At 69.6% G+C, this 14671-nt stretch carries 14 protein-coding genes, 1 tRNA gene and 1 pseudogene; 5 read left to right on the top strand and 11 right to left on the bottom strand.

Annotated elements, in window-relative coordinates; genetic code table 11:
• Positions 1-15 precede the first annotated feature (15 nt).
• The 3 genes from ABTY98_RS09465 to ABTY98_RS09455 all read left to right on the top strand — a co-directional run bounded on the left by ABTY98_RS09465 (position 16) and on the right by ABTY98_RS09455 (position 1445).
• The gene (locus ABTY98_RS09465) at positions 16-831 is read left to right on the top strand and encodes a trans-aconitate 2-methyltransferase (RefSeq protein ID WP_352220294.1); all 816 of its coding nucleotides are present in this window, start codon (positions 16-18) and stop codon (positions 829-831) included.
• The gene (locus ABTY98_RS09460; RefSeq protein WP_352220293.1) at positions 831-1193 is read left to right on the top strand and encodes a VOC family protein; all 363 of its coding nucleotides are present in this window, start codon (positions 831-833) and stop codon (positions 1191-1193) included. Before ABTY98_RS09465 ends, ABTY98_RS09460 begins: the two co-directional genes overlap by 1 nt.
• Positions 1194-1271: 78 nt before the next feature.
• Positions 1272-1445, top strand: coding sequence for a CsbD family protein (locus ABTY98_RS09455; protein ID WP_352220292.1), 174 nt, complete (start codon positions 1272-1274; stop codon positions 1443-1445).
• Positions 1446-1502: 57 nt separating this feature from the next.
• Here the strand turns inward: ABTY98_RS09455 and ABTY98_RS09450 are convergent, their stop codons facing one another.
• Together ABTY98_RS09450 and ABTY98_RS09445 are read right to left on the bottom strand one after the other, a co-directional pair.
• A complete protein-coding gene (locus ABTY98_RS09450; protein WP_352220291.1) occupies positions 1503-2177 on the bottom strand; it encodes a TetR family transcriptional regulator in 675 nt (224 codons plus the stop codon).
• Positions 2174-3184 carry an acyl-CoA desaturase gene (locus ABTY98_RS09445; protein ID WP_352220290.1) on the bottom strand — a complete coding sequence of 337 codons (1011 nt, stop codon included), beginning with the start codon at positions 3182-3184 and terminating at the stop codon, positions 2174-2176. The genes ABTY98_RS09450 and ABTY98_RS09445 overlap by 4 nt, the downstream gene beginning before the upstream one ends.
• Positions 3185-3492: 308 nt before the next feature.
• Here ABTY98_RS09445 and ppc point away from each other — a divergent pair, with 308 nt between their 5' ends.
• Complete coding sequence (gene ppc, locus ABTY98_RS09440; protein ID WP_352220289.1) at positions 3493-6225, top strand: phosphoenolpyruvate carboxylase; 2733 nt, start codon at positions 3493-3495, stop codon at positions 6223-6225.
• Positions 6226-6288: 63 nt separating this feature from the next.
• Here ppc and ABTY98_RS09435 read toward each other — a convergent pair whose 3' ends face one another.
• The 7 genes and pseudogenes from ABTY98_RS09435 to ABTY98_RS09405 form a co-directional block, all read right to left on the bottom strand.
• A complete protein-coding gene (locus ABTY98_RS09435; RefSeq protein ID WP_352220288.1) occupies positions 6289-6798 on the bottom strand; it encodes a hypothetical protein in 510 nt (169 codons plus the stop codon).
• 42 nt (positions 6799-6840) lie between these two features.
• Positions 6841-7458: an aminoacyl-tRNA hydrolase gene (gene pth, locus ABTY98_RS09430; protein ID WP_352220287.1), complete on the bottom strand. Its 618-nt coding sequence runs from the start codon at positions 7456-7458 to the stop codon at positions 6841-6843.
• Positions 7459-7532: 74 nt separating this feature from the next.
• Entirely contained in the window at positions 7533-8132 is a 600-nt protein-coding gene (locus tag ABTY98_RS09425) for a 50S ribosomal protein L25/general stress protein Ctc (RefSeq protein ID WP_352220286.1), read from the bottom strand.
• A 221-nt stretch (positions 8133-8353) separates the two neighbouring features.
• Positions 8354-9334 (bottom strand): ribose-phosphate diphosphokinase, encoded by a 981-nt coding sequence (locus ABTY98_RS09420; protein WP_352220285.1) that lies wholly within the window; start codon positions 9332-9334, stop codon positions 8354-8356.
• A 142-nt stretch (positions 9335-9476) separates the two neighbouring features.
• A complete protein-coding gene (gene glmU / locus ABTY98_RS09415) occupies positions 9477-10925 on the bottom strand; it encodes a bifunctional UDP-N-acetylglucosamine diphosphorylase/glucosamine-1-phosphate N-acetyltransferase GlmU (RefSeq protein ID WP_352220284.1) in 1449 nt (482 codons plus the stop codon).
• Between the two features lie 117 nt (positions 10926-11042).
• Positions 11043-11117 (bottom strand) — tRNA-Gln (locus ABTY98_RS09410).
• A 23-nt stretch (positions 11118-11140) separates the two neighbouring features.
• Positions 11141-11923, bottom strand: a pseudogene (locus ABTY98_RS09405) (hypothetical protein).
• Positions 11924-12089: 166 nt separating this feature from the next.
• Between ABTY98_RS09405 and ABTY98_RS09400 the strand changes: the two are divergent.
• Positions 12090-13409 (top strand): sensor histidine kinase, encoded by a 1320-nt coding sequence (locus ABTY98_RS09400; RefSeq protein ID WP_352220283.1) that lies wholly within the window; start codon positions 12090-12092, stop codon positions 13407-13409.
• 19 nt (positions 13410-13428) lie between these two features.
• Here the strand turns inward: ABTY98_RS09400 and ABTY98_RS09395 are convergent, their stop codons facing one another.
• Both ABTY98_RS09395 and ABTY98_RS09390 read right to left on the bottom strand, forming a co-directional pair.
• On the bottom strand, positions 13429-13926 hold the full coding sequence (locus ABTY98_RS09395; RefSeq protein ID WP_352220282.1) for an SUKH-3 domain-containing protein: 498 nt from the start codon (positions 13924-13926) through the stop codon (positions 13429-13431).
• Between the two features lie 119 nt (positions 13927-14045).
• Positions 14046-14573 carry a YwqJ-related putative deaminase gene (locus ABTY98_RS09390; protein WP_352220281.1) on the bottom strand — a complete coding sequence of 176 codons (528 nt, stop codon included), beginning with the start codon at positions 14571-14573 and terminating at the stop codon, positions 14046-14048.
• Positions 14574-14671: the final 98 nt, after the last annotated feature.

The following is a 14671-nucleotide window of genomic DNA, read 5'->3' as shown; positions in this document are numbered from 1 at the left end:
GGGAAGGTGGAGTACATGACGACTCCCGCCTGGGACCCCGCCCAGTACCTCCGTCACGCCGGCTACCGCGCCCGCCCCTTCACCGACCTCCTCGCCCGGATCCCCGCCCTCCCCGGCGACCCCCCGGCCGTCGCCGACCTCGGCTGCGGCCCCGGCAACATGACCGCCCTGCTCGCCGAACGCTGGCCCACCGCCCACATCACCGGCTACGACAACTCGCCCGAGATGCTCGACAAGGCACTCGTGGAGTACGAGGGCCCCACGGCCGGCGGCGGCCGCCTGGACTTCTCCCACGCCGATGTCCGCACCTGGGCGCCCGAGCGGCCGTACGACCTGATCGTCAGCAATGCCACGCTCCAGTGGGTCCCCGGGCACGCCGAGCGGTTCGCCGACTGGATCGCCGCCCTCGCCCCCGGCGGCACCCTCGCCTTCCAGGTCCCCGGCAACTTCACCGCCCCCAGCCACCGGCTGATGCGCACCCTCGCCGAGTCCCCCCGCTGGCAGGACCGCCTCGCCGGGACCCTCCGCCACGACGACGCCGTCCTCACCCCCGAGGCCTACCTGGAGAGGCTGACCGCGCTCGGCTGCTCCGCCGACGTCTGGGAGACGACGTACATCCACCTGCTGACCGGCGAGGACCCGGTCCTCGACTGGGTGAAGGGCACCGGGCTGCGCCCCGTCCTCACCGCCCTCGCCGACGACCCTCAGGCCCGCGACGCCTTCCTCACCGAGTACCGGGCCGCACTGCGCGAGGCCTACCCGGCAGGACCGCACGGCACCCCGTTCCCGTTCCGGCGCCTCTTCGCCGTCGCCCACAAGGAGGAAGCCTGATGCTCACCGCCCTCGACCACGTCCAGCTCGCCGCCCCGCCCGGCTCCGAGGACCGGCTGCGGACGTTCTACGTGGACACCCTCGGCATGACGGAAGTCCCCAAACCGCCCGTGCTCGCGGCGCGCGGCGGCTGCTGGTTCCGGGCCGGCGAGATCCATCTGCACGTGGGGATCGAGCAGGCCTTCCGGCCGGCCAGGCAGGCCCACCCCGGCCTGCGGGTGACCGGCATCGACGCGTACGCGGCCCGGCTCACCGCGCACGGCACGCCCGTCGTCTGGGACGAGGACCTCCCCGGCCACCGCCGCTTCTACTGCGAGGATCCCGTCGGCAACCGCCTGGAGTTCCTGGAACCGGTGCGCTGAGCCGCCGTTTGCCCCGGCCCGGTCACGGTTACCCGGTGGGGTGACAGCCGACTACCGACCCGTCAGGAGTGATCGACGGTGGCACGAGAGCAGAAGGCCAAGGCGAAGAAGGAACAGCTCAAGGGCAAGACCAAGGAGGTCGGCGGGCGCGCGGTGCGCGATGTGCCGATGGAGGCTGAAGGACGCCTCGAACAGTCGAAGGGCGACGCCCGCCAGGCCAAGGAGAAGGTCAAGGACATCTTCAAGCACTGAGGAAAACACTGGACGTCATCAAGTACGGCGAACACCTCCAAGCACGGAACGGCGGTCTCACGCCTTCCGGTGCCCTATCAGCCGCGGCTTCTGCTCCAGGCCGTCCAGGCCGTGCCAGGCCAGATTGACCAGGTGGGCGGCGACCTCCGCCTTCTTCGGGCGGCGCACGTCGAGCCACCACTGGCCGGTCAGCGCGACCATGCCCACCAGCGCCTGCGCGTACAAAGGCGCCAGCTTGGGGTCGAAGCCGCGCGACTTGAACTCGCGGCCCAGGATGTCCTCCACCTGGGTGGCGATGTCCGAGATGAGGGACGCGAACGAACCCGTCGACTGCGGGATGGGTGAGTCCCGGACCAGGATCCGGAACCCGTCCGTGTTCTCCTCGATGTAGTCGAGCAGGGCGAACGCGGCCTGCTCGCACAGCTCACGCGGATGGCCGGCCGTGAGGGAGCTGGTCACCATGTCCAGCAACCGGCGCATCTCACGGTCGACCACCACCGCGTACAGCCCCTCCTTGCCGCCGAAGTGCTCGTACACCATCGGCTTGGAGACCCCGGCCTTCGCCGCGATCTCCTCGACCGACGTGCCCTCGAACCCCTTCGCCGCGAAGAGGGTGCGACCGATCTCCAACAGCTGCTGGCGGCGCTCCGCACCGGTCATCCGGGTGCGACGGGCCCGCCGCGGCTTTTCGGGACTGGGGGTGCTGGAGTCTGTCGCCACGGCGTCAATCATGCCGTCTCGACGGGCTCCGTCCCTCGCCGGGAGCCGCCTTCCCCGGTGTTACGGCGCGAATCGATACGCGAGCGTGACGGCCACCGCACGTCGTACGCCCAGCCCAGCTGCTCGCACCAGCGGATGATCCGCGCCGACGAGTCCAGCTGGCCGCGCTCCACACCGTGCCGCGCCGAGGTGGGGTCGGCGTGGTGCAGGTTGTGCCAGGACTCGCCGCAGGACAGGATCGCCAGCCACCACACGTTGCCCGACTTGTCCCGCGACTTGAACGGCCGCTTGCCCACCGCGTGGCAGATCGAGTTGATCGACCAGGTCACATGGTGCAGCAGCGCCACCCGCACGAGTGAACCCCAGAAGAACGCGGTGAACGCGCCCCACCAGGACATGGTCACCAGACCACCGATCAGCGGCGGCAGCGCCAGCGACAACACCGTCCAGTAGACGAAATGGCGGGAGACCGCCCGGATCGCCGGGTCCTTGATCAGGTCGGGCGCGTACTTCTCCTGCGGGGTCTGCTCCTCGTCGAACAGCCAGCCGATGTGCGCCCACCACAGGCCCTTCATCAGCGCCGGCATGGTCTCGCCGAACCGCCACGGCGAGTGCGGGTCGCCCTCCGCGTCGGAGAACTTGTGGTGCTTGCGATGGTCAGCGACCCAGCGCACCAGGGGCCCCTCCACCGCCATCGACCCCGCGACCGCCAGCGCGATCCTGAGCGGCCGCTTCGCCTTGAACGAGCCGTGGGTGAAGTAACGGTGGAAACCGATCGTCACGCCGTGACAGCCCAGGTAGTAGAAGAACACCATCAGGCCCAGATCGAGCCAGCTCACGCCCCATCCCCAGGCCAGCGGCACCGCCGCCAGCAGCGCGAGGAACGGCACCACGATGAACAGCAGGAGGGCGATCTGCTCGATCGAACCCTTCTTCTCGCCGCCCAGCGTGGCGGACGGAATCGGAGCGTCGGCCGGCTTGTGGGCCTCTTCGATCACATCGGAACTAGACGAGGTCATGCGCGTCCCCTGGGGGGTCGAGGGTTGAGACAGGTGCCGATCCGCGGCGACCGCACGGGACGAGAACGATTCTTCCCTACGGTTCCGTAACCTACGGCGACGTAAGTATGGCAGCGAGGCGTCTCACAGCAAGAGCCCGAAAGCCTGCGCGTCCTCATGGACACCTATCCTTGGAGTCGGTCGGACAGCGCGGTCCGCTCTGTTTCCTTCCCGGACGTCCGGCCCGTATGCGGACAGGCCCCGCCTGCCGCCCGGCCGACAGACGGGTCCCCTCCAGACGAGCTTCAACACTGCAAGGAGCCGCACCTGTGAGCAGTGCCGACGACCAGACCACCACGACCAGCAGTGAGCTGCGCGCCGACATCCGCCGGCTGGGTGACCTTCTCGGCGAGACCCTCGTCCGGCAGGAGGGCCCCGAGCTGCTGGAACTCGTCGAGAGGGTCCGCCGTCTCACCCGCGAGGACGGTGAGGCCGCCGCCGAACTGCTGCGCGGTACGGAGCTGGAGACCGCCGCCAAGCTGGTCCGCGCCTTCTCCACCTACTTCCACCTCGCCAACGTCACCGAGCAGGTCCACCGCGGCCGCGAACTGCGCGCCCGCCGCGCCGCCGAGGGCGGCCTCCTCGCCCGCACCGCCGACCGGCTCAAGGACGCCGACCCCGACCACCTGCGCCAGACCGTCCAGAACCTCAACGTCCGCCCGGTGTTCACGGCCCACCCCACCGAGGCCGCACGCCGCTCGGTCCTGAACAAGCTCCGGCGCATCGCGGCGCTCCTGGACACCCCGGTCATCGAGTCGGACCGCCGCCGCACCGACGTCCGCCTCGCCGAGAACATCGACCTGGTCTGGCAGACCGACGAGCTGCGCGTCGTACGCCCCGAGCCCGCCGACGAGGCCCGCAACGCCATCTACTACCTGGACGAACTGCACGCCGGCGCGGTCGGCGACGTCCTGGAGGACCTGACCGCGGAGCTGGAGCGGGTCGGGGTGAAGCTCCCCGACGACACCCGCCCGCTGACCTTCGGCACCTGGATCGGCGGCGACCGCGACGGCAACCCCAACGTCACCCCCCAGGTGACCTGGGACGTCCTCATCCTCCAGCACGAACACGGCATCAACGACGCCCTGGAGATGATCGACGAACTCCGCGGCTTCCTCTCCAACTCCATCCGCTACACGGGTGCGACGGAAGAGCTGCTGGAGTCACTCCGCGCCGATCTGGAGCTGCTCCCGGAGATCAGCCCCCGCTACAAGCGCCTCAACGCCGAGGAGCCCTACCGGCTCAAGGCCACCTGCATCCGGCAGAAGCTGGTCAACACCAAGCACCGTCTCGCCACCGACACCCCGCACCAGCCCGGCCGTGACTACCTCGGCACCGCCGAACTCCTCGGCGACCTCCGGCTGGTCCAGGCCTCCCTGCGCGAGCACCGCGGCGGCCTGTTCGCCGACGGCCGGCTGGCCCGCACGATCCGCACCCTCGCCGCGTTCGGCCTCCAGCTCGCCACCATGGACGTCCGCGAACACGCCGACGCCCACCACCACGCCCTCGGCCAGCTCTTCGACCGCCTCGGCGAGGAGTCCTGGCGCTACGCCGACATGCCCCGCGCGTACCGCGCCAAGCTCCTCGCCAAGGAACTCCGCTCCCGCAGGCCGCTGGCGCCCACCCCGGCGCCGGTGGACGCGGCCGGGGAGAAGACCCTCGGTGTCTTCCAGACCGTGAAGAAGGCCCTGGAGGTCTTCGGGCCCGAGGTCGTCGAGTCGTACATCATCTCCATGTGCCAGGGCGCCGACGACGTCTTCGCCGCCGCCGTCCTCGCCCGCGAGGCCGGCCTGATGGACCTGCACGCCGGCTGGGCCAAGATCGGCATCGTGCCGCTCCTTGAAACCACCGACGAGCTCAAGGCCGCCGACACCATCCTGGAGGACATGCTCTCCGACCCCTCCTACCGGCGCCTGGTCGCGCTGCGCGGAGACGTCCAGGAGGTCATGCTCGGCTACTCCGACTCCTCCAAGTTCGGCGGCATCACCACCAGCCAGTGGGAGATCCACCGCGCCCAGCGCCGGCTGCGCGACGTCGCCCACCGCTACGGCGTACGCCTTCGCCTCTTCCACGGCCGCGGCGGCACCGTCGGACGCGGCGGCGGCCCCTCCCACGACGCGATCCTCGCCCAGCCCTGGGGCACCCTTGAGGGCGAGATCAAGGTCACCGAACAGGGCGAGGTCATCTCCGACAAGTACCTCATCCCGTCCCTGGCCCGGGAGAACCTGGAGCTGACGGTCGCGGCGACCCTCCAGGCCTCCGCCCTGCACACCGCCCCCCGCCAGTCGGGGGAGGCCCTGGCCCGCTGGGACGCGGCGATGGACGTGGTCTCGGACGCCGCCCACCTGGCCTACCGGCGCCTGGTGGAGGACCCGGACCTGCCCGCCTACTTCTTCGCCTCGACACCCGTGGACCAGCTCGCGGACCTGCACCTGGGCTCCCGGCCCTCCCGGCGCCCCGACTCCGGCGCCGGTCTGGACGGCCTGCGGGCCATCCCCTGGGTGTTCGGCTGGACCCAGTCCCGGCAGATCGTCCCCGGCTGGTTCGGCGTCGGCTCCGGACTGAAGGCGCTGCGCGAGGCCGGTCTGGACACCGTGCTGGACGAGATGCACCAGCAGTGGCACTTCTTCCGCAACTTCATCTCCAACGTCGAGATGACCCTCGCCAAGACCGATCTGCGGATCGCCCAGCACTACGTCGACACCCTCGTCCCCGACGAACTCAAGCACGTCTTCGACACCATCCGCGCCGAACACGAGCTGACCGTCGCCGAGGTCCTGAAGATCACCGGCGAGAGCGAACTGCTGGACGCCACCCCGGTGCTCAGGCAGACCTTCGGCATCCGCGACGCCTACCTGGACCCGATCTCCTACCTCCAGGTCGCCCTCCTCAAGCGCCAGCGCGACGCGGCCGCCGCAGGCGCCGAACCCGACCCGCTCCTCGCCCGCGCCCTGCTCCTCACGGTCAACGGCGTGGCGGCCGGCCTGCGCAACACCGGCTGACCACCACCACCGCACAGGGCTGTGCCCCCGGGGTCGTACACCCGGGGGCACAGCCATACATGCTCACTGCGACGCGAAGAAGGCCGCCGTCAGCAGCGCGATCCCCGAACCGCCCAGCACCCACGCCACCCGGGTCAGCCGCAGCCCCCCGGCCACCACCACCGACGCCAGCAGCAGCGCGCCGCCCAGCGGCACCCAGGCCAGCAGGACCCCGGCAGGGCCCGACCGGACCACGCCGTCGGTACCGGGCTTCACGATCACGTCGTACGTCTGCCCCCTGCGCACCGCGACCGACTTGCCGACGACCACACGGGAGCGCGCCGACGCGCCGGACGACACCGGGGTGAACGGGCCCGTGCAGGTGTCCGCACCGCACGCGGTCACCTCGATCGTGCCCCGCTCCTTGCCCTTCGTCAGCATCACGTCCTGGGCCGTGCCCCAGGAGCCCCACACCCCGCCGACCAGGATCAGCACGGCGACCGCCCCCATCGACACGACCCGGCCGAACCGCAGGGCGGCGACCGGAGGCGTACGGGAGGAGGGAACCGAGGCAGCAGGCATGGCCGGGATCATTGGCCATGTCCCTACGGCCGGTCAACTGCGGTAGGGGACAAGTCAGGAGTTGTACGTGCTTTGCGCCCGCTCCAGGCCCTCGATGACGAGCGCCTCCGCCGCGTCGGCCGCCCGGTCCACGAAGTAGTCCAGCTCCTTGCGTTCGGCCGAGGAGAAGTCCTTCAGCACGAAGTCCGCGACCTGCATACGACCCGGAGGACGCCCGATCCCGAACCGCACCCGGTGGTAGTCGGCGCCCATGGCCTTCGTCATCGACTTCAGGCCGTTGTGGCCGTTGTCGCCACCGCCGAGCTTGAGACGGAGGACGCCGTAGTCGATGTCCAGTTCGTCGTGGATCGCGACGATGTTCGCCACCGGCACCTTGTAGAAGTCGCGCAGCGCGTTCACCGGGCCGCCGGACAGGTTCATGAACGACATCGGCTTCGCCAGGATCACCCGCCGGCTCGCCGGCCCCGGCGCCCCGATCCGACCCTCCACGACCTGCGCCTGCGCCTTGCCGGCCCGCTTGAACTTCCCCCCGATCCGCCCGGCGAGCAGGTCCGCGACCATGAAACCGACGTTGTGCCGGTTCATCGCGTACTCCGGTGCGGGGTTACCGAGGCCGACGATCAGCCAGGGAGCGTTGGCAGGGGAGGCGCCTGCGGGGGTGGTCACGTCCATGTCTCCTTGATACGCGCCAGCCGCCGCTCCCGGAAGGAAGCAGCGGCTGACGGACGATGAAACGAAGGTGAGGATCAGGCCTCGGCGACTTCCCCGGCCGCCTCGCCCTCTTCACCCTCCGCGGCCTCCTCGGCCTGCGCGGCCAGGACCTGCAGGACGACCGTGTCGTCCTCGACGGCCAGGGTCGTGCCGGACGGCAGGGGGATGTCCTTGGCGAGGACGGAGGCGCCGGCCTCCAGACCCTCGACGGAGACCGTGACGGACTCCGGGATGTGGGTGGCCTCGGCCTCGACCGGAAGCGCGTTCAGCACGTGCTCCAGCAGGTTGCCGCCCGGGGCCAGCTCGCCCTCGGTGTGCACCGGGATCTCGACCGTGACCTTCTCGCCGCGCTTGACCAGCTGCAGGTCGACGTGCTCCAGGAAGCCCTTGATCGGGTCGCGCTGCACGGACTTCGGGATCGCCAGCTCGTTGGACTTGCCGTCGATGTCCAGGGAGATCAGGACGTTCGGCGTACGCAGCGCGAGCAGCAGCTCGTGGCCCGGGAGGGTCAGGTGGATCGGGTCCGAACCGTGGCCGTACAGGACACCGGGGACCTTGCTGTCGCGACGGATACGGCGCGCGGCACCCTTGCCGAACTCGGTGCGCGACTGCGCGGCGATCTTCACCTCGGACATGGTGATCACTCCTCGTAGAGGTAGATACGGACGTGGTCACCCGGCCACGAACGGCCTGCTACGAAGAGCGCGTCGATAACGGAGCGCCGACACCTGTACGGAACAGGTACGGCCTCCCTCGCCGAGCAACTCAAGCAGTCTACTCGGAGGGGGAGGCCGTACCAAAAGGATCTTCAGTTGCTGTGCAGAAACCTCACTGCAGGGTCCTTATACCGCGCCGCTCACTGCTCGTCGAAGAGGCTCGTCACCGAACCGTCCTCGAACACCTCACGCACCGCACTCGCGATCGTCGGCGCGACCGACAGCACCGTGATCTTGTCCAGATCCCGGCTCAGCTCACCCGGCGTCGGCAGCGTGTTCGTCAGCACGAACTCACTCACCCGCGAGTTCTTCAACCGGTCCGCAGCCGGACCCGACAGCACACCGTGCGTCGCCGTCACGATCACATCCTCGGCACCGTGCGCGAACAGCGCGTCCGCCGCCGCGCAGATCGTGCCACCCGTGTCGATCATGTCATCGACCAGGACACACACCCGGCCCCTGACCTCGCCCACGACCTCATGGACGGTCACCTGGTTCGCCACATCCTTGTCACGGCGCTTGTGCACGATGGCCAGCGGCGCACCGAGCCGGTCGCACCAGCGGTCCGCGACCCGCACCCGGCCGGCGTCCGGAGACACCACCGTCAGCTTGTTCCGGTCCACCTTCCGCCCCACGTAGTCCGCGAGCATCGGAAGAGCGAACAGATGATCCACCGGACCGTCGAAGAACCCCTGGATCTGGTCCGTGTGCAGATCCATGGTCAGAATCCGGTCCGCACCCGCCGTCTTCATCAGATCGGCGATCAGCCGCGCCGAAATCGGTTCACGACCCCGGTGCTTCTTGTCCTGCCGCGCGTAACCGTAGAACGGCACAATCACCGTGACGGAACGCGCCGACGCGCGCTTCAGCGCGTCGATCATGATCAACTGCTCCATGATCCACTGATTGATCGGAGCCGTGTGGCTCTGGATCACGAAGCAGTCGGCACCACGCGCCGACTCCTGATAACGGACGTAGATCTCACCGTTCGCGAAGTCGAAGGCCTTCGTCGGGACGACCCCGACACCCAGCTCGTGGGCGACCTCCTCGGCAAGCTCGGGGTGGGCGCGGCCGGAGAAGAACATCAGCTTCTTCTCGCCGGTCGTCTTGATCCCGGTCACAGCACTGTCTCCTCAGAGGTGTCTCAGCCGTACAGCTGGAAGTCCAGCGACCTCCGCGCCGTGACGCGGGAGGCCGAAACAGCTGGTTAGGTGCGGGTGTGCACTTATCACGGTACGACGTCTTCGGCGCACCTGTTTCCGGTCAGTCCTCGCTCACGCCCCGCCGGGACGCCGCCTCGGCAGCCTTCGCCGCCGCACTCCCCGGACGCTTCCGGGCCACCCAACCCTCGATATTCCGCTGCTGACCGCGGGCCACGGCCAGCGAACCGGGCGGCACATCCTTCGTGATCACAGACCCTGCAGCGGTGTACGCACCGTCCCCCACCGTGACAGGCGCCACAAACATGTTGTCCGAACCCGTCTTGCAGTGCGACCCGACCGTGGTGTGGTGCTTGTTCTCACCGTCGTAGTTCACGAACACACTCGCCGCACCGATGTTCGTGTACTCACCGATCGTCGCGTCACCGACATAGGAGAGATGCGGAACCTTGGTCCCCTCCCCGATGGAGGCGTTCTTGGTCTCCACATACGTGCCGATCTTGCCCTTCGCCCCCAACCGTGTCCCCGCCCGCAGATAGGCATACGGTCCCACAGTCGCGTTCGGACCGACATGAGCGGAATCCGCCACCGTGTTGTCCACCCGCGCCCCCGCGCCGACCCGGGTGTCCTTCAGCCGGCTGTTCGGCCCGACCTCGGCACCCTCACCGAGATGCGTGGAGCCCTGCAGCTGCGTCCCCGGATGGACCACGGCATCCCGCTCGAAGGTGACCGTCACATCGACCCACGTGGTCGCCGGGTCCACCACCGTCACACCGGCCAGCATCGCCCGCTCCAGCAACCGGTCGTTGAGAATCCGACGAGCCTCCGCCAACTGCACCCGGTTGTTGATCCCCGCGATCTCCCGGTGATCGCCGGCCACCGACGCACCGACCCGGTGCCCGGCCTCACGCAGGATCCCCAACACGTCCGTCAGGTACTCCTCGCCCTGACTGTTGTCCGTCCGCACCTTCCCCAGCGCAGCCGCGAGCAACTGCCCGTCGAACGCGAACACCCCCGAGTTGATCTCCCGGATCGCCCGCTGCGACTCGGAGGCGTCCTTGTGCTCGACGATGCCCGTCACCGCACCGGACGCGCCGTCGCGCACGATCCGGCCGTAACCCGTCGCGTCCGGGACCTCCGCGGTCAGCACGGTCACGGCGTTGCCGTCGGCGTGATGGGTCTCGGCGAGCCGGGTGAGGGTCGCACCGGTCAGCAGCGGGGTGTCCCCGCAGACGACCACCACGGTCCCGTCGACCGCGCCACCCAGCTCCTCCAACGCCATCCGCACGGCGTGCCCGGTGCCGTTCTGCCGCTCCTGCACCGCCGTCCGGACAGCGGGGTCGACCGCACCGAGATGCGCGCCGACCTGCTCACGGGCGTGCCCGACGACGACGACCAGGTTCTCGGGGTCCAACTCGCGGGAGGCGGCGAGCACATGGCCCACCAGGGAACGGCCACAGATCTCGTGCAGGACCTTGGGTGTGGCCGACTTCATACGGGTGCCCTCACCCGCTGCGAGAACGACGACGGCTGCCGGGCGAATGGCGCTCACGGGGTTGCCCTTCGGCTTTTTGGGATGGGTGGGGGTGACCTCCGCAGGATACCGGGGCGTTTCGTGGGGGACATGAGAGCGGGCCCTGACGGTGCTGTCAGGACCCGAACCGGAGCATGGCTCCCCCGCCAGGACTCGAACCCGGACAGATGGCACCAAAAGCCACAGTGCTGCCAATTACACCACGGGGGAACATTATCGACTAAACCGGACATTTAGCCAGGCCGTCGAGTGGCGCCTCCTACTATGCCGTACCAGGCGCCTTCCATGCGACGGTACAAGTCGGCGCTCTTGAGCACGTAGATGACCAGGCAGCCGCGGTAGGTCTCCGAGGTGTTCTTTCGGCTCGTCTTCGGGTTGTGCCTCTTGAGGGTGGCCTTCTGGAATGCGGAGGGCTCGACGCCCACCGAATCGGCCCAGAACTCCTCGGCTTCGGTCGAGTTGGTCGACTCGTGGATGCTTACCGTGAAGCGCAGGCGCTCGCGCCCACGCCGAGGACGTCGAGCCACCGCAGGAGGAACCTGATGACGTTCGGGTCGCTATTGATGAAGTGCAGTCGTTCGCGGCGACTGTACGGCTTGTCCTTGGCGCCCTCTGCCCAGTAGAGAGCCACGCCCGCCAGGAGCACCTCCCGGTCGGAGAGTTCTCCGACGGCCTGTCCGGCGGCCGCCTTCGCGCGTTGGCGCTCCTCCTCGCGTCGTTGCAGCCTCGCTTCCCAGCCGCGCCTGGCGATAGCCGAGGCATCCTCTGGGGTCCGCCGGCGCTCCGGCTTCGGCAGATCCCAGGTCTCGCGCCCTGTCCCGCAGGTCGTCCTTCGCGTTCGGGCGCTTTGTCCATTCCGGGGGCGGCTCGCCCTCCAGGAGGCGGTTGAGGATGTCGTTGTTGTCGACGTGCAGCCGGTCGCGGATCTGGCGTCGGCTGAGTCCGGCCCGCCGCAGCGCCACCGCCTGTTCCCGGAGCCTCTCGAAGTCCTGGTGTTTGCTGTGTGGATGTGCCATGGGCATACCGCCCGGGCGGAATGATCGATTCCGGGGCCGAACGGGCCTGGTGCAGCAGTTCGAGGGATACCGGTGGGTTTTGGTGTTGTTCGGTTACGGAGGGTGGTGTAGGGCAGTAGACGAAACTCACCGGAAAAGCCCACCTCCGCGCCCGTAGGCTGGACGCATGACCACGACGGGGGCAGACCACACGACGGCCTTGGCAGGGCCGTGGTGGTGGTCGCGGTGGCGTAGTGCGGTTCTGGACGGGGCGCTCGCCCTGGTGTCGGCGCTGGAGTGTGGCGCCGAGGGGATCCCGTTCGCGCGGGACGCGGGGGTTCCGGTGTCGGCCGGGATCGTGTTCGGTTTGCTGGCCGGTTCGGTGCTGTTGCTGCGGCGGAAGTGGCCGATCGCCGTGGTGCTGGTGTCGATCGCGATCACGCCGGCCCAGATGGGCTTCCTGATGGGCATCGTCGGCCTGTACACGCTGGCCGCGGCGGAGCTGCCGCGTCGGATCATCGTGGCGTTGTCGGGGATGACGTTTCTGGGGACGTTGATCGTGACGTTCGTGCGGGTGCGGCAGAGCATGGCGCGCGGGGATCTGACGATGGGGGACTGGTTCGTCCCGTTCGCGGCGCTGGCGACCTCGCTGGGGTTGACCGCGCCTCCGGTGCTGCTGGGCCTGTACGTGGGTGCGCGGCGGCGGTTGATGGAGAGCCTGCGGGAGCGGGCGGACAGCCTGGAGCGGGAGCTTCAGTTGCTCGCGGAGCGGGCGGAGGAGCGTGCGGAGTGGGCGCGGGGTGAGGAGCGGACGCGGATCGCGCGGGAGATGCATGACGTGGTCGCGCATCGGGTGAGTCTGATGGTGGTGCATGCGGCGGCGTTGCAGGCGGTGGCGCGGAAGGACCCGGAGAAGGCGGTGAAGAACGCGGCGCTGGTGGGGGACATGGGGCGTCAGGCGTTGACGGAGTTGCGGGAGATGCTCGGGGTGCTGCGTTCCGGGGACGGTGATCGGCGTCGTACGGCGTCGGCGCCGGCCTCGGCGGCTTTGCCGTTGGTCGCGGTGGGGGTGGCGGCCGCGGCGGCGGCTTCGCGGGTGGCGGAGGAGGAGGGGCCGTACCTCTCGGAGCTGGAGGAGCTGATCGGGCAGTCCGCGGCGGCCGGGATGGTGGTCGACCTGTCGGTGGAGGGGGACGTGCGGTCGTACGCGGTCGAGGTGGAGCAGACGGCGTACCGGGTGGTGCAGGAGGCGTTGACGAACGTCCACAAGCATGCGGCGGGTGCCAAGACCCATGTGCGGCTGGCGCATCGGGTGGCGGAGATCGCGATGCAGGTGGAGAACGAGCCGCCGCCGGAGCCGGCGTCGGCGGCGTCGGCGGGTCTGCCGTCGGGTGGGAACGGTCTGGTGGGGATGCGTGAGCGGGTGCTGGGGTTGGGCGGGGTGTTTGTGTCGGGGCCGACGGATGCGGGGGGGTTCCGGGTGTCCGCGGTGATTCCGGCGGCGTGAGCGGTGGCGTGCTTCGGGGTTATGCCTGCGTGGTGAGGCGTTGGGGTTCTACGCCCGCGATGAGGGTGGTGAGGGCGTGGTCGATGTCGTGGCCCACGTACCAGTCGCCGGTGTGGTCGAGGGTGTAGATGCGGCCTTCGGCGTCGATGGCGAGGAGGGAGCGGGTGTCGGTCTCCTCGCCCAGGGGGCAGACCTCGGTGTCGAGGGCGCGGCCGAGGTCGCCGAGGGTGCGGGCGAGGTGGAGGCCGTGCAGGGGGTCGAGGTGGAGGGTTGCGGGGGCGATCTGGCGGCCGGGGCCGGTGGGGTTGATGTGCAGGCCGCCGAATTCGGCCCAGGCTTCTACGGCGGCGGGGAAGACGGCGTGCCGGTGTCCGGCGGGTGAGGTGTGTTCGCGGAGGGCGTCGGCCCAGACCTCGGCCTGTTTTATGTCCCAGCGTCCGGGTTGCCAGCCGGCGGCGCGCAGAGCCGCGTCGACGGGCACGGAGAAGCGGGTGGTGGAGGTGCGGTCGGGGTGCATCTGCCCTTCGTTCGTGTTTGGTGCGGGTGCGGGTGCGGGTGCGGGTGCGGGTGCGGGTGCGGGTGCCGGGCGTTGGGTGCCGCCTGCTGCGGCGGGTGTTGCGTGGATGGGGGTGTGCGTCAGTCGTCGGTGGCGGTGGGGTCGACGATGCGGACGCCGAAGTGGGCCGTGAGGGCGGCGCAGGCCCGGCAGAGGGCGGCGAAGCTGCCGTGCAGGGGGTCGCCGTCCTCGCGTATGCGGCGGGCGGTGAGCTTGGCCTGCTTGAGGGCTTTGCGGGCTTCGCCGTTGGTCATGGGTTTGCGGGCGGCGCGTTTGCTGCGGGCGCTGTCGGCGGTGGCGATGTGCCGTGAGATGAGGATGGCCTCGGCGCAGCGGCCGGTGAACCGGTCGCGTTGTCCGCTGGGCAGGGTGTCGAGGAACTCCTGGACCAGCGGGTGCAGCGGGGGCGGCTGGTCGCCGCGGGCAGCGGTGCCGGTGAGGGTGGCGCCGCGGACGGAGAGGGCGGCGGCGACGGTGGGCAGAATGCCGTCGCGGCGGTGCCGGAGGGTGGGAGCGGGCGGTATTTCGGTGCTGCTCCAGCCGATGCGGGGGTCGCCGGTGGTGGCGCCGGGCATGGCGGTGTGCGGTCCCGTCTGTGTGGCGTTCATGATCGTCTTCCCCTCCCGGGCATCCCCCCGAAAGTCACAGACTGCCAAATCCCGTGGCGGGTGGGGAAGCTGGGGCGGTGCGACACGCCCGGGTTTGG

The organism is Streptomyces sp. NPDC096040, from assembly GCF_040303265.1.
GTDB lineage: Bacteria > Actinomycetota > Actinomycetes > Streptomycetales > Streptomycetaceae > Streptomyces.
This window is presented reverse-complemented; position numbering and strand designations above follow the sequence as displayed.